This window comes from Ensifer adhaerens, from assembly GCF_002007205.1.
Taxonomy (GTDB): Bacteria; Pseudomonadota; Alphaproteobacteria; order Rhizobiales; family Rhizobiaceae; genus Ensifer; species Ensifer adhaerens_D.
Genome location: NZ_LAZS01000008.1, coordinates 80,651 through 103,985 on the forward strand (window position 1 = coordinate 80,651; position 23,335 = coordinate 103,985).

Sequence of the window (23,335 nt, forward strand, 5' to 3'; positions counted from 1 at the left end):
GCCGCCATGCAGGAATTTTCCGTGCGGATCAGCCGCAAGCATCAGGCGGCCAATCCTTACTTTTACGTACCCTTCGACGTGCCTGAAGGCGTGACGCGGATCGACGTGACGCTCGGCTATCCGAAATCCGAGCAGTGCATTATCGATCTCGGCGCGCTCGATCCGCAGGCGGCCGATTACCCCAGCGAAACGGGCTTTCGCGGCTGGAGCGGCGGCGCACGTGACCGTTTCTTCATCGCCACCGACGACGCCACTCCCGGCTATATCCACGGCGAGATATCATCAGGGCAATGGAAGGTCATGCTCGGCCTCTACAAGGTCCCCGCAGAGGGTGCCGACGTCCACGTAACGGTCGATTTCGACAGAAGCCCGCGCCCGGTCGCACCGCAGCCGACGAGACAGTTTCCGGTGCGCAAACAGGCCGGATGGTATCGCGGCGACCTGCACTGCCATACCTTCCATTCGGATGCCGCCGGCTCCCCCGAACTGCTGCATGCGGCAGCAAAGCAGGCGGGTCTCGATTTCCTCGCTGTCGCCGACCACAACACCATCACGCAGCGCCGCTATTTTCATCCGCACTCATCTTCAGACCTCGTCTTCGTGCGCGCCATGGAGATCACCACCGCCGTCGGCCATGCCAATGTCTTCGGCGTCGACGACTGGATCGACTTCCGCATGACGAAGCCGGAACACGCCCATACGCTCGCGCGCCTCGTGCACGAGCGCAGCGGGCTGCTCTCGATCAACCACGACAAGCCGACGATCCCCTGGGACTACGACCTGCCTGACATCGACTGCATGGAGGTCTGGCAATCCCACTGGCTCGCCTGGAACTGGGTGTCACTGGAGCGCTACCAGCAACGGCTGGCGTCGGGCCTGAAAATCTCCGCCATCGGCGGCAGCGATTACCACCAGCCGGCGCGGCTGATGCCCGAGGGCCCGCTGGTGCTCGCCCGCCCGACGACAGTCCTCTATCTGGAAGAACTCTCAGAAGACGCCGTGCTCTGCGCCATGAAGTCCGGCCGTGGCTACGTGACCGAGAGCCCGACCGGGCCACATCTGGAACTCATCGCCAACGGCCAGCCCATGGGATCGACGGTGACCGGCCCGGTGACCGCTAAGGTCGTGGTTCGCGGCGCCAGGGGCGACAACCTCCTATGGCTGGATGCCTCCGGCATCGTTGGGGAAGAGATCATCGAAGCCGACGACTGGATCGGCCACTATGCCGGTTCGCCGGACCGTTTTCTCCGCACCGAGATCGCCGCCGTCGAAAGCCGCGAGACGATCGTCAATGCGTTCCGGGATGCGCTTGCCGGCAAGACCCTGCCCTGGCAGCTTTCCGAAGAGGACCTCGCAAGCCGAACCATCCGCCGCGCGATCAGCAATCCGATCTATTGCCGCTCCGTCTGACGGCGGTTTCCGGCCTCGCTTCGAAATCGCATCATCAAGCACCTGCACAGCCTCCGGCGGCCGGCGAACGGCAGCCGCGTCGTGCTCTCACCGTCTGTGCAGATTTTTTATTTGCAGCAATTTTAAGCAGAATTCTTCCGTGCTAAGAAAAAAGGCAGAGTCTTCCTCGACAGCACGTTAGGACACCCATGGCGGCGCGCCAGCGCATCATTCCCATCAGGCGGGAGTACAATCGTTGGGTCGCCAACCAGACGCTTGAAGACTATGCGCTGCGCTTCACCGCCAAGAGCGCCCGACGTTTCTCCTCCGAGCGCATTTCCCAGACGGCCATCGGCGCGATCTCCTTCCTGGCACTGGAAGCGATCGGCGGCGCGATCACCATGTCCTACGGCACGACCAATGCGATCGTCGCGATCGTCGTTGCCAGCCTGATGATCCTGACGGTCGGGCTGCCGATCAGCCGCTATGCCATCCGCCACGGGGTCGACATCGATCTTCTCACCCGCGGCGCCAGCTTCGGCTATATCGGCTCGACCGTCACCTCGCTGATATATGCGAGCTTCACCTTCATCCTCTTTGCGATCGAGGCGTCGATCATGTCGGGGGCGCTCGAACTGGCGCTCGGCATCCCCTTGTGGATCGGCTACATCGTCAGCGCCGTCATGGTCATTCCGCTCGTCACCCACGGCGTGCGGCTGATCAGCAAGTTCCAGCTGGTCACGCAGCCCTTCTGGATCGTACTCAACGTCCTGCCCTTCGTCTTCATCGCCTTTGCCGACTGGGAGAAGGTCGGCACCTGGCTTGCCTATTCGGGCATGCATCACGCCTCAGGCCCGCCCGGAACCGTCGCGCCTTTTGACCTCGTCGAATTCGGCGCGGCATCTGCCGTGATCTTCGCGCTGATGGCGCAGATCGGCGAACAGGTCGACTTCCTGCGCTTCCTGCCACCAGATGGGCAGCGCAAGCTGCATCATCGCATCGCCGTCTTCCTCGCCGGCTCCGGCTGGGTGATCGTCGGCGCGCCGAAGCTGCTCGCCGGCTCGTTCCTTGTGGTGCTGGCGCTTTCGACCGGCGTGCCCTCGACCCGGGCGGCCGATCCGGCACAGATGTACTACACCGCCTTCGGCTACATGATCCCGTCGGAAACGGCGGTACTGCTGCTGATGGTCGCCTTCGTTGTCGTGTCGCAGCTAAAGATCAACGTGATGAACGCCTATGCCGGGTCGCTCGCCTGGTCGAACTTCTTCTCGCGGCTGACCCATAGCCACCCGGGCCGGGTCGTCTGGCTGGTCTTCAACGTCGCGATCGCGCTTCTTCTGATGGAGCTCGGCATCTACCGGCTGCTCGAGGAAACGCTCGGCGTCTTCTCGATCATCGCCATGGCCTGGCTCTGCACGATTTCGGCCGACCTCTTCGTCAACAAGCCGCTGGGGTTGTCACCACCCGGCATCGAGTTCAAGCGCGCCCATCTCTACGACATCAACCCTGTCGGCCTCGGCGCCATGGCGATCTCGGCAACGGTGGCGCTGGCGGCCCATTTCGGCGCCTTCGGGGAAATCGCCGCCTCGCTTGCTCCCTATATCGCGCTGGTCGTCGCCTTCATCGCATCGCCTGCGATCGCCTGGCTGACGGACGGCAAGTTCTACCTCGCCCGCAAGCCACGCCGGAGTTGGGTGAACCAGACTGAGATCACCTGCTCCATCTGTGAACATCCGTTCGAGCCGGAGGACATGGCCTGGTGTCCGGCCTATGCCGCACCGATCTGTTCGCTCTGCTGCTCGCTCGACAGCCGCTGCCACGACATGTGCAAGCCGAAGGCGCGCTTCAACGCGCAGGTCGCGACCGTCGCCAGCACGCTGCTTCCTCGCACCGTCACCGAGAAGCTCGCGACGCGGCTTGGCCGCTACGCCATCTCTGCAGTCCTGTCGATCGCCGGCATCGGCCTCATCCTGGCAATGATCGCGCATCAGACCGCCGGCGCATCCCCCGAGGTCGCGGCGGTGGTCGAGCGCACCGTCGCCATCGTCTTTTTCGTCTTTGCCGTGCTCGCGGGCATCGTCTCGTGGTTCTACGTGCTCGCCCATGACAGCCGCGTGGTCGCCGAGGAAGAATCCTCGCGCCAGAACACGTTGCTGCTGAAAGAAATTGCCGCGCACAAGAAGACCGACGCGGCGCTGCAGCAGGCGAAGGAAACCGCGGAAGCGGCCAACCGCGCCAAGAGCCGCTATGTCGTCGGCCTTAGCCACGAGCTTCGAACGCCGCTCAACGCCGTGCTCGGCTATGCTCAGGTGCTGGAGCGCGACGAGACCATTCCGCCGGCGCGTCAGGGCGCGATCAAGGTGATCAAGCGCAGCGCCGATCACCTCTCCGGCCTGATCGACGGGTTGCTGGACATCTCCAAGATCGAGGCCGGCAAGCTGCAGGTCTATTCCAACGAGATCAACATTTTCGATTTCCTCGACCAGATCGTCGAGATGTTCCGGCCGCAGGCGCTGGCAAAGGGCATCAGCTTCGATCATGAACGCGCTAGCGGCCTGCCACGTTATGTGAAGACCGACGAGAAGCGCCTGCGCCAGATCCTCGTCAATCTCCTCTCCAACGCCTTGAAGTTCACCGAGCGCGGCGGCATCCGCCTGGATGTCGCCTATCGCAGCCAGGTGGCGACCTTCACGATTGCCGACAGTGGCCGCGGCATTGCCGACAAGGACCTGCCGCGCATCTTCGACCCGTTCCAGCGCGGCGAGGCCGAACATCAAGGCAGCATGCCCGGCCTCGGCCTGGGGCTGACCATCACAAGGCTTCTGACGCAGACGCTCGGCGGCGAGATCGCCGTCACCAGCACGCTTGGCCAAGGCACCACCTTCCGCGTGCGGCTGATGCTGTCGGCGGTCGATCGTCCGCTACCTCCCGCAGCCCTTCGCCGCATCACCTCCTATCTCGGACCGCGGCGCACCATCGTCGTCGTCGACGACAATGCCGACCACCGCGCGCTGATGCGCGAGATTCTCGTGCCGATGGACTTCACGGTTGTTGCCGCCGCGTCCGGAGCCGATTGCCTGGCGCTATCTCGAGACGTTGGCGCCGACCTCTTCCTGATCGACATCTCGATGCCGGGCATGAGCGGCTGGGAGCTTGTCGAGCAACTGCGAGAAAGCGGGCAGATCGCGCCAATCATCATGCTGTCGGCCAATATCGGCGACGGGTCGGCGACCGCGGGCCTCCGCGGCCACAACGACACGCTCGCCAAGCCCTTCGCCGTCGGGCAGCTCGCAGACAAGCTCGCCGTGCATCTGGGCCTCACCTGGGTTCACGAGGGGGAGGAGAAGCAAGCCAGCCCGGCACAGGTTGTGAGACCGCTGATGCGCCCCGACGCATACCACGTGGAAGAACTGATCCGCCTCGGCGAGATCGGCTACGTCAGGGGCATCGAAGCCAAGCTGACGGAGATCGCCCTGCAGCCGGAACACCAGCCTTTCGCCGAAGCCGCCCGCGCCTATGTTCAGGCCTTCGACCTTTCGGGCTACGACGCCTTCCTCAGGAACAAGGAAATCAACGGAGACGATGCCCATGGCTGAGACCAACGACCCCCGCGACATCGTGCTTCTCGTCGACGATTCACCGGAGGCGCTCGGCTTCCTCACGGAAGCGCTGGAGCAATCGGGCTTTTCCGTGCTGATCGCGACGTCGGGCAGCGCCGCACTTTCGATTGCCGAGCGCATCACGCCCGACGTCATCCTGCTCGATGCCATCATGCCCGGAATCGACGGTTTCGAGACCTGCCGCCGCCTCAAGGCCAATGCTGCCGTCGGCCAGACGCCGGTGCTGTTCATGACCGGATTGACCGAGACCGAGCACGTCGTGCGCGCGCTCGATGCGGGCGGCGTCGACTATCTGACCAAGCCGATCAACATCGATGAACTCAGGGCGCGCATCCGCGTCCATCTCTCCAATGCCCGTTCCGCCCAGAGTGCAAGGGTCGCGCTCGACGCGGCCGGCCGCCATCTTCTCGCCGTGCGCAGCGAGGGAGGCGTGTGCTGGTCGACGCCGCAGGCAACCCGCCTGGTCAACGCCGCAACCGGACGCGACGACGGCCTGGCGATCGTCACCCGACGCATTGCGGACTGGATGGCAAACCGGCCCCGCTCGGGCGCGCCCGAGGACGGCACCTTCACGCTCGACCAGCCCGACCAGTCGGCTCTGCAGATATCCTTCCTCGGCTCCATCGGCCCGAACGAACATCTCTTCCGCCTGACCGCCGAAAATCGCCGCTCCGACGATGCGGTGCTGCGGCAGCATTTCACGCTGACCCAGCGGGAATCCGAAGTGCTGCTCTGGATCGCCAAGGGCAAGGCGAACCGCGACATCGGCGAGATCCTGGGCCTCAGCGCGCGCACCGTCACCAAGCATTTGGAGCAGATCTATGTGAAGCTCGGCGTCGAGAACCGGGCATCCGCTGCCGTCAAGGCGACGCAGGTTCTGCACGGCCTATAGGCGGGCGGGGGTTCTGTATCCGGTCCGCTCCTTGCCGTTCGCCGCGGATTCAGCGCCAAGGCAGGTCAGCAGATCCTGAAACAGCAGCCGACCGGTACGCAACCAACCAACAATCGGCACGCGCTCAGACCACCCGCCTTTCACCTCGCCTGCAACGTTGCCCAGGCGAAGGCCTCATCGAGTGCCGCGAATTTGACCGCTTGCCAATGACGGTACTCGTCGACCAGTCCACGCGAGATCCAGAGAGGGCCGCGGCTGCCAGGACTCTCCCAGCCGAGAACTCCAAGGTCCCCGGCGCGCCCGAAAACCCGTTGCGCATTGGTGCGCGAGATGATGTAGCGGTTGGTAATTTCCCTCAGCTTCAGGGGACCAACCCAAATCCGCTGATCGGGCAAGACTCCCGTCGGCAGCCGCGCCACCAGATCGTGCAGGATGTTGCTGCCCGACTCCGTCGAGACGAAAGAGGCGATGCTTTCGGGTGGGTCGCACCAGGCGCGATCCGCGATGAGCCGCCGCATCGCTCGCGGCAGCACGTGATGCATCAAGGTCGGCTGGATTTGCGACTGCGCCAGCCGTGTTCCCTCGTCGAGCCTGTCGAGCGACGAAAGGTGCCCATCGAACCACTGCCGGATCAGGCCCTCGGCGACATCGGAAAGGATCAGGGGCCTGATCCGCTTGTCGCCACCCTGCTCCGCATCGAGAAGCAGCCGATAGTTGCGCATCTCGGCCAGGTGCGCCGCCGCCGTGTTCTTGCTGGCAACGTTGTTGCCGGCGATAAAGTCGATCAGCCTTGCCGTCGTCAGCTCCGGGCGGGTTGGATCGGTCAGCCGCTCGAAATGCAGCGTCAGGATGGCCTGGGTGAGCAGCCATTTTCTCAGGCTGGCGGTGTAGCGCACGATGCGCGGAGCGGCGTCATGGATCGCAACCATATGAAGGGCCGCCTGACGCAACGCCTCCCCAAAGAGCGGATCGCCGACGAGCCGCGCAGGCGTGAACGGCGTTTCGCCGTGCGTGGATCCGACACATTCGGATTGCGCCGTCACGGGCAGCCACCAGACAGCTTAGCCGCTGTTCGCTGCGTGGGACCGATCGAAATGAACCGGTGGTTGGCGGATGCCTTTAGGCGGAGCCAGCCACCCCGAGCAGTCGAAGAAAGCAAAAAACATGTGACACCGAACATAAACCAGTCCCCTCCCGCCCCGGTGGCCAATAGCTAAATCGGACAGACAGCGCAGATCGAGGTCTATACTTACAAGGTAACGAAGTCTTTACCCGTTTTTGCGGATGGGGACGACGAGACGCTGTTTCAGAGATCAACGTTAATACGGGAAATTGAAAACAGCAGCGCACGTGCAGGCAAATCTGATAAAACAGCGCCAGGGATCACATTTTGATGGCTGCCCGGATGCGTGCCCGATTGTTGATCGATCGTAAGATCCGGCCAGATAAAGAAGCCAATGAGGAACTTCGCCGCCACATGTTGCGTTGACGCTCATGTGCGGCAACGGGGTGTTGCAGCATCCACGCAAATGGGAGGTGCAAGGCATGTGGCGATGGCTCCTGATGGCCGCACTCATCTTGCCGTCCACGAGTGCCTCACGGGCAGACGAGGGCGCGTTCCTGAAGACGCTCGGCGGCAATTGGGCAGGCACCGGAACGGTGCGCATCCGTGCCCACATGTCGCCGATGAACATTTCCTGCAACTTCAGTTCCAAGGCGAGCGACGCCGCTCTATCGATGGAGGGCGTCTGCCGCGGCATGTTGCTGATCTCGCGATCCATCGACGCGAAGCTGCGCTTTACCGGGTCCACCTATAGCGGCTCCTATCTCGGGCCCCGCGGCGGCCGCGCCGGGCTCAACGGCAAACGACGCGGCGACGCGATCAACCTCACCATTCGATGGGCGAAGGAAGTCAATGGCGACCGCAGTGCCGACCTGACCTTACGCAAGGTCGGCACCAACGGGATGCAGTTGAAGACGATCGACGTCGATCCCGCTTCAGGCAAGCGGATCGTCACGAGCGAGATCAATCTCAAGCGGAAGTAGCCTTGGGCCACCATGCCCCTTCGGACCAGAACCGGGCCGGAGTTGGTGCGTTGCCGGCGCCGTCAGGCTACCGCTGCCGCCCGGGCATCGAAATCCGCGGTCCATTGCAGCGACGGCCGCGCGCCACAGCGCTCGACCCAGTCCTTGATGACGGCGCTATCCGGCGTTGCCGCGGGGTACCAGGCGAAGGGCGAATGCAAGAGCAGGTCGGCCGCCGAATAGTGCTCGCCCATCAGATACGGACTGTCCTTCAACGCGTTTTCCAGGCGTGCCGCCATCTCTGTCGGGCCGCGGAAGGTGGCGTCGAAATAGGGATGCGAAACCCCCGCGGCTTGCGCGATCAGCACCGGCTCGACCACACCGGCATACCAGGCAAGCCAGCTGAGATAACGGCCACGCTGCGGATCGCCAGCATGCGGCGCCATCCTCTTTTCCGGGAAGAGGTCGGTCAGGTATTGGATGATCGCAATGGTTTCCCAGAGCACCACACCGTCATGAACGAGCAGCGGCACCTTACCCTCCGGGTGCGGGTTCGCCGGATCCTTTCGACCGCTGCCGTCACCGCGAGTGATGTCGACGATCTCGACTTCCACCTTGTCGAGAGCATCGAGTTCGCGAAGCAGGGTGATGATGCGCGACGAGCGCGAGCGCGGGGCGTGAAAGAGTGTCAGCATAGTCTGGATCCTCGGTTGCGTTTGTCGATGCCGACCTTATACAGTCGCCCAACTGCCAGTTTTCGTCAGTAGGGTTCGTCTATCTTTCAGCCATGGCTCGTAGCGATCGTCTGTTCCGCCTGCTCCAGGCGCTGCGCACTCTCCCCTCCCCGGTAACGGCGGCCCACCTTGCCGAGGAAACCGGCGTGTCGTTGCGCTCGCTCTACCGCGACATCGACAGCCTGCGCGCCGCCGGCGCCGTCATCGATGGCGAGCGCGGCTTCGGCTACCGGCTGACGGAGGATATCGCCTTGCCGCCGCAAACCTTTACCCGCCTGGAGATCGAGGCGCTGGTGCTCGGCCTTGCCGAGGTGCAGCATATGGGCGAGCCGGATCTTGCCGCGGCGGCACGCGCCGTCCTTTCCAAGATAACGGCGACACTGCCCGATCGGTTGCAACGCCAGGCGCTTCATGCGGTCTCGCAGGTCTATCGCTTCGACAGGAGAGGGCCGCCACCCGTCGATGTCTCCCTGCTGCGCGAAGCCTCCTGGCAGGAACGCGCCGTCATCATCGGCTATGTGGATGCCTTGGGGCAGCGGACCGACCGGCAGGTTTTGCCGCTTGCCATCGTCTATCTGGAACGGGTTCTGGTGCTTCTCGCCTGGTGCTGCCTTCGAGAAGGTTACCGCAAGTTCCGCGTCGACCGCATCGTCGATATCAGCACGACGGAGGAGAGCTTCCGTCCGCGTCGGGTGCCGATGCTCCGGGAGTTCATCGGCTTCTTGAACGCTGGCGCGCCGGACACATCGAAGATGACGCTGAGCGGCCAATAGCCGCAAACGACGACCCGGCCCGTGTTGCCACGCGCCGCGTCGGACTGCGTTACCGCAGTCATGCCTTGGGAGGCAAACTTATTCCGCCGGCTGCAAGGCCGGCTGCGGCAGCGCCTCCGGCGCACGGCCGCCAAGGACCGCGGCCATCTGCGCTTCATCCAGTTCGCCTTCCCACTTCGCAACGACGATCGTGGCGACCGCATTGCCGACGAAGTTGGTGAGCGCGCGGCATTCCGACATGAAGCGGTCGATGCCGAGGATCAGCGCCATGCCGGCGACCGGCACCGCCGGGACGACCGAAAGCGTCGCAGCCAGCGTGATGAAACCGGCGCCGGTGATGCCGGCAGCACCCTTGGAGCTCAACATCGCGACGAGAAGCAGCAGCACCTGATCGCCGAGCGACAGCGGGATATCCATCGCCTGGGCGATGAAGAGCGCGGCCAGCGTCATGTAGATATTGGTGCCGTCGAGGTTGAAGGAATAGCCGGTCGGGATGACCAGACCAACGACCGAGCGCTTGCAGCCGGCCTTTTCCATCTTGCTCATCAGGCCCGGAAGAGCGGCTTCCGACGAGGACGTGCCGAGAACCAGGAGCAGTTCTTCCTTGATGTAACGGATCAGCGCAACGATCGAGAAGCCATTGTAGCGGGCGACCGCGCCAAGAACGATGAACACGAAGAGGAAGGATGTGATGTAGAAGGTGCCGATCAGCATCGCCAGATTGGCGATCGAGCCGACGCCGTATTTGCCGATGGTGAACGCCATGGCGCCGAAGGCGCCGATCGGGGCGGCCTTCATCAGGATGCCGACGAGCTTGAAGACCGGCAGCGTCAGCGCGTGCAGGAAGTCGACGACCGGCTCGGCCTTCTTGCCGACCATGGCAAGCGATAGACCGAAGAGCACGGAGATGAACAGCACCTGCAGGATGTCGCCGTCGGCGAAGGCGCCGACCAGCGTCGTCGGGATGATGCCCATCAGGAAGCCGGTGATCGTCTGCTCATGCGCCTTCTCGGCATAGGTCGTCACGGCCTTGACGTCGAGCGAGGCCGGATCGATGTGCATGCCGGCGCCGGGCTGCACCACATTGGCGACGATCAGGCCGATGATCAGCGCGAGCGTCGAGAAGGTCAGGAAATAGATCATCGCCTTGCCGGCGACGCGGCCGACCTTGGCAAGATCGGTCATGCCGGCAATGCCGGTCGCAACCGTCAGGAAGATGACCGGCGCGATGATCATCTTGACGAGGCGGATGAAGGCGTCGCCGAGCGGCTTCAGCTCGGTGCCGAGCGACGGATAGAAATGCCCGAGCAGGATGCCGGCGGCGATCGCCGCCAGGACCTGTACATAGAGATGGCGATAGAAAGGTGTGTTGCCGCGCGGTTCCGCGGATTGGTCGATAATCATGAGATCCTCCACTGGACCCAGTCCGGCGTCATGCCGGGCCTCCCGGGTCAATTTCCGATGCGCGACAGCTCGGGCTGTCATGAGGATGTCATTTGCAACGGTCGTGCCAGTTTGCAGTGGTGCGAGCCAAGCCGTTGAATCGATGTCTTTCTTTTCTACGAGACGGCTCGGCAGGCACGAAGAGTTGAGCGGATTTCCGCACAAATCATCTGGAACGATGGGCGAAAACATGCACAATCAGGCCCATGTTCAAGACCCCATCCGCCCCTCTCAACCTGGCAGATCTCGACCAGTCCATGCGCCGCACCTGGCTGGTGTTTGCCGGGCTCGTCGTGGCGCTGCTTGTCGCCGCGCTCCTGCTCGCCGGCGAGTACGGCCGCAGCCGGGCGCTCGAAACGGTCGACGCCCAAAGCCGGACCGACGCCAATCTGAAGGCCTCGCTGCTGCGCGCCGTGCTCGAACGCCAGCGCTCGACGCCGCTGGTGCTGGCCGACGATGTCGAGGTGAAGGCAGCCCTTTCGACCCGCAGCGCGGAGGCGCTGCAGCGATTGAACGAGAAGCTGCAGGCGCTGGCCGCCAACACGGACGCCGCCGTCATCTACGTGATCGGCACCGATGGCGTTGCCGTCGCTGCCAGCAACTGGCGCGAGCCGACGAGCTTCGTCGGCAACGACTATGCCTTCCGCGAGTATTTCCGCATGGCGATGCGCGACGGCAAGGCCGAGCATTTCGCCATGGGCAACGTCAGCAAGCGGCCGGGCCTTTATATCTCACGGCGGGTCCAGGGCCCTAACGGCGCGATCGGCGTCGTCGTCGCCAAGCTCGAATTCGACGATGTCGAGGCCGAGTGGCTCGCCTCCGGCAAGCCGGTCTATGTCACCGACCGGCGCGGCATCGTGCTGATCACCAGTTTTCCCTCCTGGCGGTTCATGACGACCAGAACCATTCCGCGCGATCGCGTCGCCGCGATCCGCGACAGCCTGCAATTTGGTGACGCCTCGCTGCTGCCACTGCCCTTCCGCGATATCGAGCCCACCAGCGACGGTTCCAGCGAGTTGCGTGCGCTCCTGCCGGGCGATAGCGAACGGCGGTTCCTGCGGGTCGAAACCATGGTTCCGACCACGAGCTGGCGGCTGGAGCAGCTGGCGCCGCTCGATGGCGCGATCTCGGCCGCGACCCGCGAGGCGCGTTTGATCGCGCTCGCGGTCCTTGCCCCCTTGCTTGCGCTTGCCGCTTTCCTCCTGCGCCGCCGCCAGACGCTGGCATTCGCATCCGCAAGGGATCGCGCCGCGCGTGACGAGCTGGAGGCCCGCGTGGCGGAGCGCACCCATGACCTCAGCCTCGCACGCGATCATTTGGAAACGGAGATCGCCGACCATAGGCGCACCGGCGAGAAGCTTCAGGCGGTGCAGCAGGAACTGGTCCAAGCCAACCGGTTGGCGATCCTCGGCCAGGTGGCCGCCGGCGTCGCCCATGAGATCAACCAGCCGGTCGCCACCATCCGCGCCTATGCCGACAACGCCCGCACCTTCCTCGATCGCGGCCAGCAGCAGACGGCGGTCGAAAACCTCGTCAGCATCGCCGAACTCACCGACCGCGTCGGCACCATCACCGACGAGCTTAGAAGCTTCGCCCGCAAGGGTCGCTTCGTCGCCGAGCCGACGCCGATGCGCGACGTGATCGAGGGCGCAATGCTGCTTCTGCGCAGCCGCTTTGCCGGCCGCATGGATGCGATCGTCATCGACCTGCCGGAAAATGGCCTCAGCGTCTACGGCAGCCGCATCCGGCTGGAACAGGTGTTGATCAATCTTCTGCAGAACGCGCTGGAAGCGCTCGGCGATCGCAGCGACGCCGAGATCCGTGTGCGCTGCGAGGACGGGCCTTCCGATACCGTCTCCCTCGTCGTTGCCGACAACGGGCCGGGCATCCCCCCGCATATCCACGAGGATCTGTTCACGCCGTTCAATACCTCGAAGGACGAAGGGCTCGGCCTCGGCCTTGCGATATCGAAGGAAATCGTCGCCGACTATGGCGGCGACATCACGGTCGAAACCAGCGACAAGGGCACCGTCTTCACGGTTCGCCTGAAGAGGGCCTGAGCGATGCAGCCGACCGTCTACCTCGTCGACGACGACAACCATCTGCGCAAGGCGATGACGCAGACGCTGGAGCTCGCCGGCCTCGCCGTCACCTCGTTTGCCAGCGCCGCCGAAGCGCTGGCAAGGCTTGATGCCGACTTCGGCGGTATCGTCGTCAGCGATATCCGCATGCCTGGAATGGACGGCCTGGTGCTTTATCGTCGCATTGCCGCCTTCGATGCGGACCTGCCCGTGATCCTGGTGACCGGCCACGGCGACATCCCGATGGCAGTGCAGGCGCTGCAGGATGGCGTCTACGACTTCATTCCAAAGCCGTTTGCCGCCGACCGGCTGGTGCAGAGCGTGCATCGCGCGCTGGAAAAACGCCGGCTCGTGATGGAGAACCGCGCGCTGAAGCGAGCGGCAGAGACGGCCGGTGACAGCCTGCCGCTGATCGGCCAGACGCCTGTCATGGAACGGCTGCGCCAGACGATCCGGCACATTGCCGATACCGATGTCGACGTGCTCGTCGCCGGCGAAACCGGCAGCGGCAAGGAGGTTGTGGCGACGCTGCTCCACAATTGGAGCCGACGCCGCAACGGCAACTTCGTGGCGCTGAACTGCGGCGCGCTGCCGGAAACGGTGATCGAAAGCGAACTGTTCGGCCATGAACCGGGCGCCTTTACCGGCGCCTTGAAGAAGCGCATCGGCCGGATCGAACATGCGAGCGGCGGCACGCTGTTCCTCGACGAGATCGAGGCGATGCCGCCGGCAACACAGGTGAAGATGTTGCGCGTTCTGGAAGCGCGCGAAATCACGCCGCTTGGCACCAACCAGGTTCGTCCGGTTGATATCCGCGTCATCGCCGCCGCCAAGATCGACCTCGGCAACCCGGCCGAGCGCGGCGATTTTCGGGAAGACCTCTACTTCCGATTGAATGTCGTGACACTGTCGATTCCGCCGCTGCGCGAACGCCGGGACGATATCCCGCTGCTCTTCTCGCACTTCCTGACCCGGGCGGCCGAGCGCTTCAAGCGCGACGCGCCTGTGGTCACATCGGCCGTGCAGAGACATCTGATGACGCATGCCTGGCCGGGCAATGTGCGCGAGCTCTCGCACTTTGCCGAACGCGTGGCGCTTGGTGTCGAAGGTCCGCTGGGACAGCCGATTGCGCCCGCCGAACAGCCCGGATTTGCGCTCCCGGAACGGCTCGAACGCTATGAGGCGGAGATCTTGAAGGAGGCGCTGCGCGCCCAGCGCGGCGACGTCAAGGCGACCATCGAAGCGCTCGGTATTCCGCGCAAGACCTTCTACGACAAGCTTCAGCGCCACGGCATCAACCGCGCCGATTACGCCGAGCGGGCAGCACCGGAAAAAGCCGACCGCTAGCATCGAACCAATTTCGAGAATGCACGCAATAGGTGCATCTTCATCGACGGGCGAATTCACGCTTGACGACCAAGGCCGATCGATGGCTATCTCTTAGGCATTCACCAGGGGGGTCCCGCAAGGGGCTGAGATTCTGCTGGATGGCCGGTTTGCCGGCTGTGGCGCAGTGACCCGTTGAACCTGATCCAGTTCATACTGGCGTAGGGACGGTGCAGATATCGAAGCCAGGATTCCGTGCGGTGAGCACCTGGCGGAGCGTCTTTCATCCTTCCGGCATCAGAACTGGGTCTCCAATCGCAAACTTGGAGCCTCGTCATGAATATTGCCACCAAACCCGCAGCCCTCACGGTCACCCAAGGCCCGCTTCCGGCCTCCCGCAAGATCCACAAGCCGGGCGTCCTCTATCCGGATATCCGCGTGCCGATGCGCGAGATCGCGCTGCACCCGACTTCGGGCGAACCGCCGGTCACGGTCTATGATTCTTCCGGCGCCTATACCGCCGACGATGCCGAGATCCGCATCGAGGCAGGCCTGCCGCGGCTGCGCCGCAACTGGATCGTCGCTCGCGGCGACGTGGAGAGCTACGAGGGGCGGATCGTGCGACCGGAGGACAACGGCTTTGTGAGCGGCGACAGGCTGACACCGACGTTTCCGTTCCAGCATGCGCCGCTAAAGGCAACGGGCGGCAGGGCGGTGACGCAGCTTGCCTATGCCCGCGCCGGCATCATCACGCCGGAAATGGAGTTTGTGGCGATCCGCGAAAATCTCGGCCGCGACGTGGCGCGTGCGAAGGCCCGCGACGGCGAAAGCTTCGGCGCCCATGTCCCCGACCATGTGACGCCGGAGTTCGTGCGCCAGGAAATCGCCAGCGGCCGGGCGATCCTGCCCGCCAACATCAACCATCCAGAAGCCGAACCGATGATCATCGGCCGGAATTTTCTGGTGAAGATCAACGCCAATATCGGCAACTCCGCCGTCACCTCGTCGATGGCCGAGGAGGTCGAAAAGATGGTCTGGGCGACCCGCTGGGGCGCCGACACGGTCATGGACCTTTCGACCGGCCGCAACATCCACAACATCCGCGAATGGATCATCCGCAACTCGCCGGTTCCGATCGGCACCGTGCCGCTCTACCAGGCTCTGGAAAAGGTCAACGGCATTGCCGAGGATCTCAACTGGGAGGTCTATCGCGACACGCTGATCGAGCAGGCGGAACAGGGCGTCGACTATTTCACCATCCACGCCGGCGTGCGGCTGCACTACATCCCGCTCACCGTCGACCGGGTCACCGGCATCGTTTCGCGCGGCGGCTCGATCATGGCCAAGTGGTGTCTGCATCACCACCGCGAAAGCTTCCTCTACGAGCATTTCGAGGAAATCTGCGACATCTGCCGCGCCTATGACGTCTCCTTCTCGCTCGGCGACGGCCTGCGCCCCGGCTCCATCGCCGACGCCAACGACGCGGCGCAATTCGCCGAACTCGAAACCCTCGGCGAACTCACGAAGATTGCCTGGGCGAAAGACTGCCAGGTGATGATCGAAGGCCCCGGCCACGTGCCGATGCACAAGATCAAGGAGAATATGGATAAGCAGCTTGCCGTCTGCGGCGAGGCGCCGTTCTACACGCTCGGACCGCTGACGACGGACATTGCGCCGGGCTACGACCACATCACCTCAGGCATCGGTGCGGCGATGATCGGCTGGTTCGGCACCGCCATGCTCTGCTACGTCACGCCGAAGGAGCATCTCGGCCTGCCCGATCGTAACGATGTCAAGGTCGGCGTCATCACCTACAAGATCGCCGCCCATGCCGCCGATCTCGCCAAGGGCCATCCGGCCGCACAGGTACGCGACGACGCGCTGTCGCGCGCCCGCTTCGAGTTCCGCTGGGAGGACCAGTTCAACCTCTCGCTCGACCCGGAAACGGCCCGCAACTTCCACGACGAGACCCTGCCGAAGGAAGCGCACAAGGTCGCGCATTTCTGCTCCATGTGCGGCCCCAAATTCTGCTCGATGCGGATTTCGCACGACATTCGTGCGGAAGCGCAGAAGGAGGGGCTGGAGGCAATGGCCGCGAAATACCGCGAAGGTGGCGACCTCTATATGCCGGTGGAAGGGGCGGCTGGCGCGGCCGAGTAGACGACCGAGACTCGTTGAAGGGGCCAGTCACGGCCCCTTCCGTTCACTCAGGACTCCGCCTCCGCCTCGGAAGCGGAAGCGGTGATCGCCAACGGTCCCACCTTCCGTCATGCTCGGGCTTGACCCGAGCATGACGGAAGGTGGGAGGCGCGCTACCGACCCCGTCAACAAACATGCAGCGTCCTCTGTCCCTCTCGCGACCCCTCAGCGGTGCGGGCGATCATCTGCGTGTCGTGGCCGCCGCCATGGCCCCGCACCTTGCGCACCACGTCGTCCGCCCCAATAGCTTGTCCCCACATCGATTGAACTGTATGCAAGGCGCACGCAAAAGTCGCTGTCGGCGAAATTCATTCGCGACGAGCAGCCGTACTGTACTGCGCAAAAGTCTTGCAGGACGACGCAAGAACGCCGTTCGCACAAGGAGAAAGACTTGAGGACACGCCTGATGAGACTGACGGCCCTGTCCATAGGAGCCCTTGCAGCGTTCGGCGGAGATCTGCCGCGCCTCAACGGTGACTGGGGTTTTGCCGCGGGCCTTTCCTGGATTTCCGCTGCCCATGCGGACGACGCCGATGCAGGCGGCACGGGCGGCAGCGATCAAGGTGGCGAAAACGTCGGGAGCGGCGGAAGCAACGGCACAGAGGGTGGCGGCAATTGGGGCTCCGGCGATGGTAGCGGCGTGGGCGGCGAGCCCGGCGGGACCGGGGCTGGCGGCGGAGGCGGCGTCATCGACGGAAGCGGCCTGACCGGCGGAGATAGCGAGCGCCACTCATCCTCTTCGCGCGACGGGCGGGATTACGGACCAACCGGCAGCGTATGGCACGGCGGCAGCAGTTTCCTCAATCTTTTCCGCCGGACACCGGAAGAGCCTCCCGAGGGGAGCGGGCCAGGGTCTTCCACCCGGCAGAAGAGCGAGGCAGGATCCCGCAAAAGCGCGGGTCATACCAGAATAGAGCCTTGAAGAGACATCTGCTTCGTCGCGCCGAAGGGTGTGCTGTTTATCGCGGACATAGGAGCGCCTGTGCCTGGATGCTCGGGCCAAGCCTTGGCATGACGGAGCAGCGGGAGGCACGATATCGATCCCGTTCGATCAACGAACGCGCAACGTCCCTATAACCCTCTAGCGGCCACTCACCATCCGCTCGACCACATCGAGCAGCACGTTGGCGCCGGCGACCAGATCATCCGGCTCCGTGTGTTCGCGCGGATTATGGCTGATGCCGTCGCGGCTCGGAACGAAGATCATCGCCGTCGGCGCGATGCGGGCGATCATCTGGGCATCATGACCGGCGCCCGAGGTCATGCGCCGGCTCTTGAGGCCTCGCGCCTTCGCCGAAGCCTCGACCGCTGCGACGATGCCCTGATCGAAGGCGACCGGCTGGAAGCGTGCCAGCCGCTCGACCGAGATCGTTACCCCCTCTTCCGCGCCGATGCGCACCAGAAAGTCCGCAAGCGCCGCTTCGAGCGCCTGCAGCCGATCCTCGTCCGGATCGCGCAGATCGACGGTGAAGGCGGCACGCGATGGGATGACGTTGATCGCGTCGGGCTCGAAACGCATGGTGCCAATGGTCGCGACACTCGGCGCGTTCGAGCGAGCTATATGCTCGCGCAGAAAAAGACCGACGCGGGCAGCCGCAAGCCCAGCATCATGGCGCATTGCCATCGGCGTGGTGCCGGCATGGTTGGCGACGCCATCGATCGTCACGCGCTGCCAGGAAATGCCCTGCAGGTTCTCGACGGCACCGATCGAAAAGCCCTCGCGCTGCAGCACCGGCCCCTGCTCGATATGGAGTTCGACATAGGCGTGGGGCTTGAGGAACCCCGGCTCGATGTTGCCGGCATAGCCAATCCGCTCGAGTTCCTCGCCCAGCGACGAGCCATCCGTGCCGATGGTCGCGAGCGCTGCGTCCAGCGGCAGGCCGCCGGCATAGACGAGCGAGCCGAGCATGTCGGGCGCAAAACGCACGCCCTCCTCATTGGTAAAGGCGGCAACGACGATCGGTCGGGCCGGCGTCACGCCACGGTCCTTCAGCGTCTCGATTACTTCGAGCGCGGCGAGTACGCCGTAACATCCGTCATAGATGCCGGCATTGATGACCGTATCGATGTGCGAGCCGAGCATGATCGGCGCTTCGCCGCTGTTCTCCTCGCTGCGCCAGATGCCGAAGATGTTACCAATCTGATCCACGGCCACATCGAGGCCCGCCGCCTCGATCCGGGCGACGAGGCGATCGCGGCCAGCCTTGTCGTTGTCCGACCCGGCCAGCCTCGTCAATTGCCCCTCCGCATCGCGGCCGATTTCGCCGAGTTCACGAATACGCCCGATCAGCCGCGCGGCGTCGATGGAAGGAAGTGGCATCTCTGTCCTGCTTTCATGTGGTTTCATGGCCGGCCATCAGCCGACGCCAGTCGCTGCCTGACGATCTCGGCGTGATAGCGGGCGCCGAAGATCAGGGCATCGTCGTTGAAGTCGTAACGCGGATTGTGCAGCGGCGCCGACGCCTCGCCGTTGCCGATGAAGACGAAGCAGCCCGGCACGTGTTCGAGGAAACGCGCGAAATCTTCAGATCCGGTCATCGGCTCGGCGGCTATCGCAACGTTCTCAGGCCCGAACACCGCTTCGGCCGCAGCGAAGGCGTGGCCGGCCAAGGCGGGATCGTTGATCAGCGGCACGAATTCGCGCGTGTAGTTGACCTCGACCTCGCAGCCATAGGCATCCGCCGTCCCCTTCGCGATCACGCGCATCTCCGCCTCGATCTTGGTGCTGACCTCCGGTCGGAAGCTGCGCGCGTCGCCGAGGATCCGGGCGAGGCCGGGCAGCGCATTGCGCGTGCCGTCTGTCAAGAGTTCCGTTACCGAGACGACGCCGATATCCGTCGGCGACAGGCGGCGCGAGACGATCGTCTGCAGGTTGACGACCGTGGCGCAGGCGGCGACCAGCGTCTCGTTGCCCCAGTGCGGCCGGGCCGCATGTCCGCCGACGCCCTTCAGCACGATCTCGAAATTGTCCTCCGCCGACATGATGGCGCCGACGCGGGTTTCGAAACGGCCGATCGGCAGCCCCGGCATGTTGTGCAGACCGTAGATCTCGTCGAAGGGGAAACGTTCCATCAGTCCGTCGTCGAGCATCGCAAGCGCGCCCTTGCCCCACTCCTCAGCCGGCTGGAAGATAAAGCACACGGTGCCGTCGAAGCCGCCGTCTTCGGCAAGCATCCGGGCAGCGCCGAGCAGCATCGCCGTGTGGCCGTCATGGCCACAGGCATGCATGGTGCCGGGCTTCGTCGAACGGTAGGGAGGCTCGCCCTGCTCCGGAATCCGCAGCGCATCCATGTCGGCCCGAAGTGCGACGGCGCGGTTGCCGCTGCCGCGCTTCAGCCGGCCGACGACGCCGGTGCCGCCGACACCTTCCACCACCTCGTCGAGCCCGAACTCTCGAAGCTTGGCCGCGACGAAGGACGAGGTGCGCTGCTCCTCGAAGCCGAATTCCGGGTGGGCGTGCAGGTCGCGCCGCCAGGCGGTCATGTCCTTCACGAGCTGGTCGAAATCCACTTCTGACATCGTCTACCCTCTTTCGTTCGAAGCACTGGCGACCGTCTCGGGCGACAGGCCGACGAGCTCGGCGTAGCGCTCGGGGTCTGTGGCCCCTTCTGTATTGATGACGAAAACGCGCGACTGGGCCGTCAATCCGAGCGTCTTCCGCAGTGCCGGGTCCCGGGCAACCGCCAGCAGCCCCGCCAGGCCGACGCCGCCGCTTTCGCCGGACACGATCGCCGGGTCAGTGCCCTGCGGCCGCGCCAGCCGGTTCATCACCGAGACGGCATCCTCCTCGTCGACGGTCATGAAAGCGTCGGCAACGCGCGACAGGATACGCCAGGCGACGAGCGACGGCTCGTAGCATTCGAGCATCGCCATGATCGTCGGCTCGCCATGGGCCACCTTGATGGGATGCCCGGCCTTCGCACTTTCGTAGAGACAGGCGGCGCGCGCCGGATCGACCACGACGAAACGTGGACGCTCCGCACCATAGCGCACGGCCAGATGGCCGGCGGTGGCCGCGGCAATGCCGCCGACGCCCGCCTGCACGAAGACATGGGTCGGCGGCTCCCCCATCTGCCGCAGCGCCTCGCTGAGCAGCGCCGTGTAGCCCTGCATCACCAGGCCGGGAATGTACTCGTAGCCGGGCCATGTGGTGTCCGAGACGACCGTCCAGCCATTGTCCTCACAGACCTGTGCTGCCTCGCGGACGGAATCGTCATAGGTCCCGGCCACCCGAACGATCTCGGCGCCATAGTGCGCGATCGCCTCGATGCGCGTTTCGCTGACGCCTCCGTGCACGAAGATCACCGATTTCGCGCCGACAAGCCGGGCGCCCATGGCGACCGAGCGGCCGTGATTGCCGTCGGTGGCGCAGCCGAAGGTCTGGGCGGCGGCAATCGCCTGGACTTCGGGACGATCGAGTTCGTCGAGATCGACACTGCGCCCGAGGCGGCGCTCCGCCTCCTCGACCACCAGCCGGATGACCGCATAGGAGCCGCCGAGCGCCTTGAAGCTGCAGAGCCCCAGCCGATGGCCCTCGTCCTTGACGAAGACGCCGGCAATACCAAGTTCGGCGGCCAAGGCGGGCAAGGCATGAAGCGGCGTCGGCCGATGGTCGGGGCGGCGAGCAAGCTGCTGCTCGACACTGGCGGCGGCTGTCAGCGACAGCATGGCCGCATCCTCCGGCAGCAGCGGGCGGCCGAAATCGGCAAGGGTATTGGCAAGAAACATGGTGCAATCTCCGTAGGCTCACGAAAATCTATTTCATCACTGCCGAGAAATGCGCTCTAAATGACATGCGTGAATGCAAGTTTGTAAAGCTGGGGGCCGACGCATGGTGTGCTGCTCGCAGCCGCTCCGACCCCGTGAACCGAAAGGCACCGGATGGCCCCGTCGAAAAAACCGCAGGTCGAGCTCGATCGTTTCGATCTCGCAATCCTCGCCATCCTGCAGAAGGACAACACGACGCCGCAGCGCCAGATCGGCGAGGCGGTCAATCTCTCCGCTCCGGCCGTGCAGCGGCGGATCAAGCGCATGGAGGAATCAGGCGTCATCCGCGCCAATGTCGCGCTGATCGACCCGGTCAGCGTCAACCAGGCGCTGACGATCCTTGTCGAGGTGGAGGTTGAGAGCGAGCAGATCGCCCTGCTCGACGCTGCCAAGGCGGCCTTCACCGCGGCACCCGAGGTGCAGCAATGCTACTATGTCACCGGCGACGTCGATTTCATGCTCGTCGTCATCGTGCCGACCATGGCCGACTATGAGGCCTTCACGCGGCGCATGTTCTTCGGCAACGCGAACATCAAGCGCTTCCGCACCTTCGTGACGATGGATCCGGTGAAGGTCGGGCTTTCGGTGCCGATCTAGCAGGGCATAGGCTCGGCTCCCCGCGCGAATGCCTCACCTCCTGGCGCTCACTTCGAGGCAGCGAGCGCCTTCTTCTCGGCATCCGCATCGAGCGGTTGCCCGGCGCCGATCGAGGTCAGGAAGGCATCGACGGTCTCGAGCGACGAGGCGGGCGCATATCCGTCTCCGCCTTCCGGCTTGGCGACGGCGAGCCGCGTCTGCCAGACGTTTGTCTTTCGGCAGGCGACCGAAACGAGGCCCGGTTCGCCGGGCTGCGTGAGCTCGTATTCGCGGCAAAGCTGCCCCGAGCCGAGCTCGAATGCCGACACCAGCCGGACCGTCCCCTGCCCCGCGCCGACCGCGACTTCTTCGCCCGACGCTGCCTCGTTGAGGATAGCGGAGAGCACCGGGCCGACAGTGCCGGCCACTTGCATCGCGCCAGTATCCACCAGCCCGCCGCCGCGCAGCAGGTAACCGCCGGCACCACCGACCACGACCAGCAGCGACGCTGCCATCGCCATCAGCAGCCGCGACGGGCCGCGCGGTGATGCCGGCTGATCCTGAGGACGCCGGAACGCAACGACATTGTCGCCGCCTGTAGCAGGCGCATCCGCCGCGCGTTCAGCGCCGCTCTGAGCGGCCGCCATGGCCCGCACCTTGGCAACCAGTTCGTCCGGCACCGGCTCGTCGAGCACCGGTTTCAGCGCGTCGCTTGCGGCCGCGCGCGTTTCCATGAACATCGCGACGCGCGCCATCAATTCGTCGTCCGTTTCCAGCGCCGCCTCGACGCGGCGCGTCGTCTCCTCGTCGAGCTCGCCGTCGGCGAACGCCATCAAGATCTCATCGCTGAATTCCGTGTCGCTCATCTTGTCCCGCCTCTCATGTCCTGTGAACGCGCGACCGGCGGTTCTATTCCCGTTGCCTCCGCAAGATTTTTGCGCGCCCGGGCAAGCCTGCTCATGACGGTTCCGATCGGAATGCCGAGAACCTCGGCTGCCTCCTTGTAGGAAAGCTCCTCGACGCAGGTGAGGATCAGCACCTCGCGCTGTTCGAGCACCAGGCCGTCGATCGCCGCCGCCACGCTCTTCAGCGCCATGCGCGCCTCGCTCCCGGCCTCGCCGGAGGGGACGGCGAGTTCGGCCTGCGCGTCGATCTCTTCCGTCGGGCCGGCGGTCTTTTGCCGGCGCAACTGGTCGATCCAGAGATTGCGCAGGATGCGGAACATCCAGGCGTCGAAACGCGTGCCTTCCTCGAAGCGGTCCGAACCGGCAAGCGCCTTTTCGCAAGCCGCCTGAACCAGGTCGTCGGCCACGTCGCGCGACCGGCAAAGCGAAATGGCAAAGCGGCGCAGGTTCGGCAGAAACGCGACCAGGCGTTCGCCAAAGGCGATGGTCGGATCCGTCATCGGGCGCCCCTTTCGGCGCTGCCCTTCATCCCTGGTGGAATAATTTGTCCATTCATCCGTTGAGCGTTATGGGAAGTGCACCCGAAAGTCACCACTTATGGTCCT

The 23,335-nt window shown here is 64.5% G+C and carries 19 protein-coding genes and 1 riboswitch; of the genes, 10 read left to right on the top strand and 9 right to left on the bottom strand.

The window, feature by feature from the left end:
• Window positions 1-6 precede the first annotated feature (6 nt).
• The 3 genes from XB14_RS18740 (at window position 7) to XB14_RS18750 (ending at window position 5,901) form a co-directional block, all read left to right on the top strand.
• Window positions 7-1,410, top strand: a complete 1,404-nt coding sequence (locus XB14_RS18740) for a CehA/McbA family metallohydrolase (RefSeq protein WP_077963119.1) — start codon at window positions 7-9, stop codon at window positions 1,408-1,410.
• A 188-nt stretch (window positions 1,411-1,598) separates the two neighbouring features.
• Complete coding sequence (locus tag XB14_RS18745) at window positions 1,599-4,985, top strand: ATP-binding protein (protein WP_077963120.1); 3,387 nt, start codon at window positions 1,599-1,601, stop codon at window positions 4,983-4,985.
• Complete coding sequence (locus tag XB14_RS18750) at window positions 4,978-5,901, top strand: response regulator transcription factor (RefSeq protein WP_077963121.1); 924 nt, start codon at window positions 4,978-4,980, stop codon at window positions 5,899-5,901. Before XB14_RS18745 ends, XB14_RS18750 begins: the two co-directional genes overlap by 8 nt.
• A gap of 140 nt (window positions 5,902-6,041) precedes the next feature.
• Here the strand turns inward: XB14_RS18750 and XB14_RS18755 are convergent, their stop codons facing one another.
• The gene (locus XB14_RS18755; RefSeq protein ID WP_077963122.1) at window positions 6,042-6,944 is read right to left on the bottom strand and encodes a hypothetical protein; all 903 of its coding nucleotides are present in this window, start codon (window positions 6,942-6,944) and stop codon (window positions 6,042-6,044) included.
• Between the two features lie 263 nt (window positions 6,945-7,207).
• Window positions 7,208-7,378 (bottom strand): hypothetical protein, encoded by a 171-nt coding sequence (locus XB14_RS33285; RefSeq protein ID WP_179119613.1) that lies wholly within the window; start codon window positions 7,376-7,378, stop codon window positions 7,208-7,210.
• 68 nt (window positions 7,379-7,446) lie between these two features.
• Here XB14_RS33285 and XB14_RS18760 point away from each other — a divergent pair, with 68 nt between their 5' ends.
• The gene (locus XB14_RS18760) at window positions 7,447-7,947 is read left to right on the top strand and encodes a hypothetical protein (RefSeq protein WP_077963123.1); all 501 of its coding nucleotides are present in this window, start codon (window positions 7,447-7,449) and stop codon (window positions 7,945-7,947) included.
• 62 nt (window positions 7,948-8,009) lie between these two features.
• Here the strand turns inward: XB14_RS18760 and XB14_RS18765 are convergent, their stop codons facing one another.
• On the bottom strand, window positions 8,010-8,621 hold the full coding sequence (locus XB14_RS18765; protein WP_077963124.1) for a glutathione S-transferase family protein: 612 nt from the start codon (window positions 8,619-8,621) through the stop codon (window positions 8,010-8,012).
• Window positions 8,622-8,713: 92 nt separating this feature from the next.
• On the opposite strand from XB14_RS18765, the gene XB14_RS18770 reads away from it, so the two are divergent.
• A complete protein-coding gene (locus XB14_RS18770; protein ID WP_077963125.1) occupies window positions 8,714-9,433 on the top strand; it encodes a helix-turn-helix transcriptional regulator in 720 nt (239 codons plus the stop codon).
• Between the two features lie 78 nt (window positions 9,434-9,511).
• Here XB14_RS18770 and XB14_RS18775 read toward each other — a convergent pair whose 3' ends face one another.
• Window positions 9,512-10,837, bottom strand: coding sequence for a dicarboxylate/amino acid:cation symporter (locus tag XB14_RS18775; protein WP_077963126.1), 1,326 nt, complete (start codon window positions 10,835-10,837; stop codon window positions 9,512-9,514).
• Window positions 10,838-11,082: 245 nt separating this feature from the next.
• On the opposite strand from XB14_RS18775, the gene XB14_RS18780 reads away from it, so the two are divergent.
• The 4 genes from XB14_RS18780 (at window position 11,083) to XB14_RS32745 (ending at window position 17,404) form a co-directional block, all read left to right on the top strand.
• Window positions 11,083-12,936, top strand: coding sequence for a sensor histidine kinase (locus XB14_RS18780; protein ID WP_077963127.1), 1,854 nt, complete (start codon window positions 11,083-11,085; stop codon window positions 12,934-12,936).
• Between the two features lie 3 nt (window positions 12,937-12,939).
• On the top strand, window positions 12,940-14,304 hold the full coding sequence (locus XB14_RS18785; protein ID WP_077963128.1) for a sigma-54-dependent transcriptional regulator: 1,365 nt from the start codon (window positions 12,940-12,942) through the stop codon (window positions 14,302-14,304).
• Window positions 14,305-14,400: 96 nt separating this feature from the next.
• A riboswitch (TPP riboswitch) is annotated at window positions 14,401-14,529 on the top strand.
• Between the two features lie 90 nt (window positions 14,530-14,619).
• Window positions 14,620-16,443 (top strand): phosphomethylpyrimidine synthase ThiC, encoded by a 1,824-nt coding sequence (gene thiC / locus XB14_RS18790; protein WP_077963129.1) that lies wholly within the window; start codon window positions 14,620-14,622, stop codon window positions 16,441-16,443.
• A gap of 445 nt (window positions 16,444-16,888) precedes the next feature.
• A complete protein-coding gene (locus XB14_RS32745) occupies window positions 16,889-17,404 on the top strand; it encodes a hypothetical protein (RefSeq protein WP_143348447.1) in 516 nt (171 codons plus the stop codon).
• A 159-nt stretch (window positions 17,405-17,563) separates the two neighbouring features.
• On the opposite strand, the gene XB14_RS18795 is transcribed toward XB14_RS32745, so the two are convergent.
• The 3 genes from XB14_RS18795 to XB14_RS18805 are packed head-to-tail and all read right to left on the bottom strand — an operon-like array spanning window position 17,564 to window position 21,210.
• A complete protein-coding gene (locus XB14_RS18795; RefSeq protein ID WP_077963130.1) occupies window positions 17,564-18,802 on the bottom strand; it encodes a Zn-dependent hydrolase in 1,239 nt (412 codons plus the stop codon).
• Between the two features lie 23 nt (window positions 18,803-18,825).
• Window positions 18,826-20,001: a M20 aminoacylase family protein gene (locus XB14_RS18800; protein ID WP_077963131.1), complete on the bottom strand. Its 1,176-nt coding sequence runs from the start codon at window positions 19,999-20,001 to the stop codon at window positions 18,826-18,828.
• 3 nt (window positions 20,002-20,004) lie between these two features.
• Window positions 20,005-21,210: a diaminopropionate ammonia-lyase gene (locus XB14_RS18805; protein WP_077963132.1), complete on the bottom strand. Its 1,206-nt coding sequence runs from the start codon at window positions 21,208-21,210 to the stop codon at window positions 20,005-20,007.
• Between the two features lie 153 nt (window positions 21,211-21,363).
• Here XB14_RS18805 and XB14_RS18810 point away from each other — a divergent pair, with 153 nt between their 5' ends.
• Entirely contained in the window at window positions 21,364-21,846 is a 483-nt protein-coding gene (locus tag XB14_RS18810) for an Lrp/AsnC family transcriptional regulator (RefSeq protein WP_077963133.1), read from the top strand.
• 47 nt (window positions 21,847-21,893) lie between these two features.
• On the opposite strand, the gene XB14_RS18815 is transcribed toward XB14_RS18810, so the two are convergent.
• Both XB14_RS18815 and XB14_RS18820 read right to left on the bottom strand, forming a co-directional pair.
• Window positions 21,894-22,691 (bottom strand): anti-sigma factor family protein, encoded by a 798-nt coding sequence (locus XB14_RS18815; protein ID WP_077963134.1) that lies wholly within the window; start codon window positions 22,689-22,691, stop codon window positions 21,894-21,896.
• The gene (locus XB14_RS18820) at window positions 22,688-23,230 is read right to left on the bottom strand and encodes an RNA polymerase sigma factor (protein WP_077963135.1); all 543 of its coding nucleotides are present in this window, start codon (window positions 23,228-23,230) and stop codon (window positions 22,688-22,690) included. The genes XB14_RS18815 and XB14_RS18820 overlap by 4 nt, the downstream gene beginning before the upstream one ends.
• Window positions 23,231-23,335 lie beyond the last annotated feature (105 nt).

Coding starts and splice junctions, on each gene's coding strand:
- XB14_RS18740 (WP_077963119.1), top strand. CDS start 7: ATGCAGGAATTTTCCGTGCGGATCAGCCGCAAGCATCAGGCGGCCAAT.
- XB14_RS18750 (WP_077963121.1), top strand. CDS start 4,978: ATGGCTGAGACCAACGACCCCCGCGACATCGTGCTTCTCGTCGACGAT.
- XB14_RS18765 (WP_077963124.1), bottom strand. CDS start 8,621: ATGCTGACACTCTTTCACGCCCCGCGCTCGCGCTCGTCGCGCATCATC.
- XB14_RS18810 (WP_077963133.1), top strand. CDS start 21,364: ATGGCCCCGTCGAAAAAACCGCAGGTCGAGCTCGATCGTTTCGATCTC.
- XB14_RS18780 (WP_077963127.1), top strand. CDS start 11,083: ATGTTCAAGACCCCATCCGCCCCTCTCAACCTGGCAGATCTCGACCAG.
- XB14_RS18770 (WP_077963125.1), top strand. CDS start 8,714: ATGGCTCGTAGCGATCGTCTGTTCCGCCTGCTCCAGGCGCTGCGCACT.
- XB14_RS18760 (WP_077963123.1), top strand. CDS start 7,447: ATGTGGCGATGGCTCCTGATGGCCGCACTCATCTTGCCGTCCACGAGT.
- XB14_RS18805 (WP_077963132.1), bottom strand. CDS start 21,210: ATGTTTCTTGCCAATACCCTTGCCGATTTCGGCCGCCCGCTGCTGCCG.
- XB14_RS32745 (WP_143348447.1), top strand. CDS start 16,889: ATGAGACTGACGGCCCTGTCCATAGGAGCCCTTGCAGCGTTCGGCGGA.
- XB14_RS18800 (WP_077963131.1), bottom strand. CDS start 20,001: ATGTCAGAAGTGGATTTCGACCAGCTCGTGAAGGACATGACCGCCTGG.
- XB14_RS18820 (WP_077963135.1), bottom strand. CDS start 23,230: ATGACGGATCCGACCATCGCCTTTGGCGAACGCCTGGTCGCGTTTCTG.
- XB14_RS18815 (WP_077963134.1), bottom strand. CDS start 22,691: ATGAGCGACACGGAATTCAGCGATGAGATCTTGATGGCGTTCGCCGAC.
- XB14_RS18785 (WP_077963128.1), top strand. CDS start 12,940: ATGCAGCCGACCGTCTACCTCGTCGACGACGACAACCATCTGCGCAAG.
- thiC (WP_077963129.1), top strand. CDS start 14,620: ATGAATATTGCCACCAAACCCGCAGCCCTCACGGTCACCCAAGGCCCG.
- XB14_RS18775 (WP_077963126.1), bottom strand. CDS start 10,837: ATGATTATCGACCAATCCGCGGAACCGCGCGGCAACACACCTTTCTAT.
- XB14_RS18795 (WP_077963130.1), bottom strand. CDS start 18,802: ATGCCACTTCCTTCCATCGACGCCGCGCGGCTGATCGGGCGTATTCGT.
- XB14_RS18745 (WP_077963120.1), top strand. CDS start 1,599: ATGGCGGCGCGCCAGCGCATCATTCCCATCAGGCGGGAGTACAATCGT.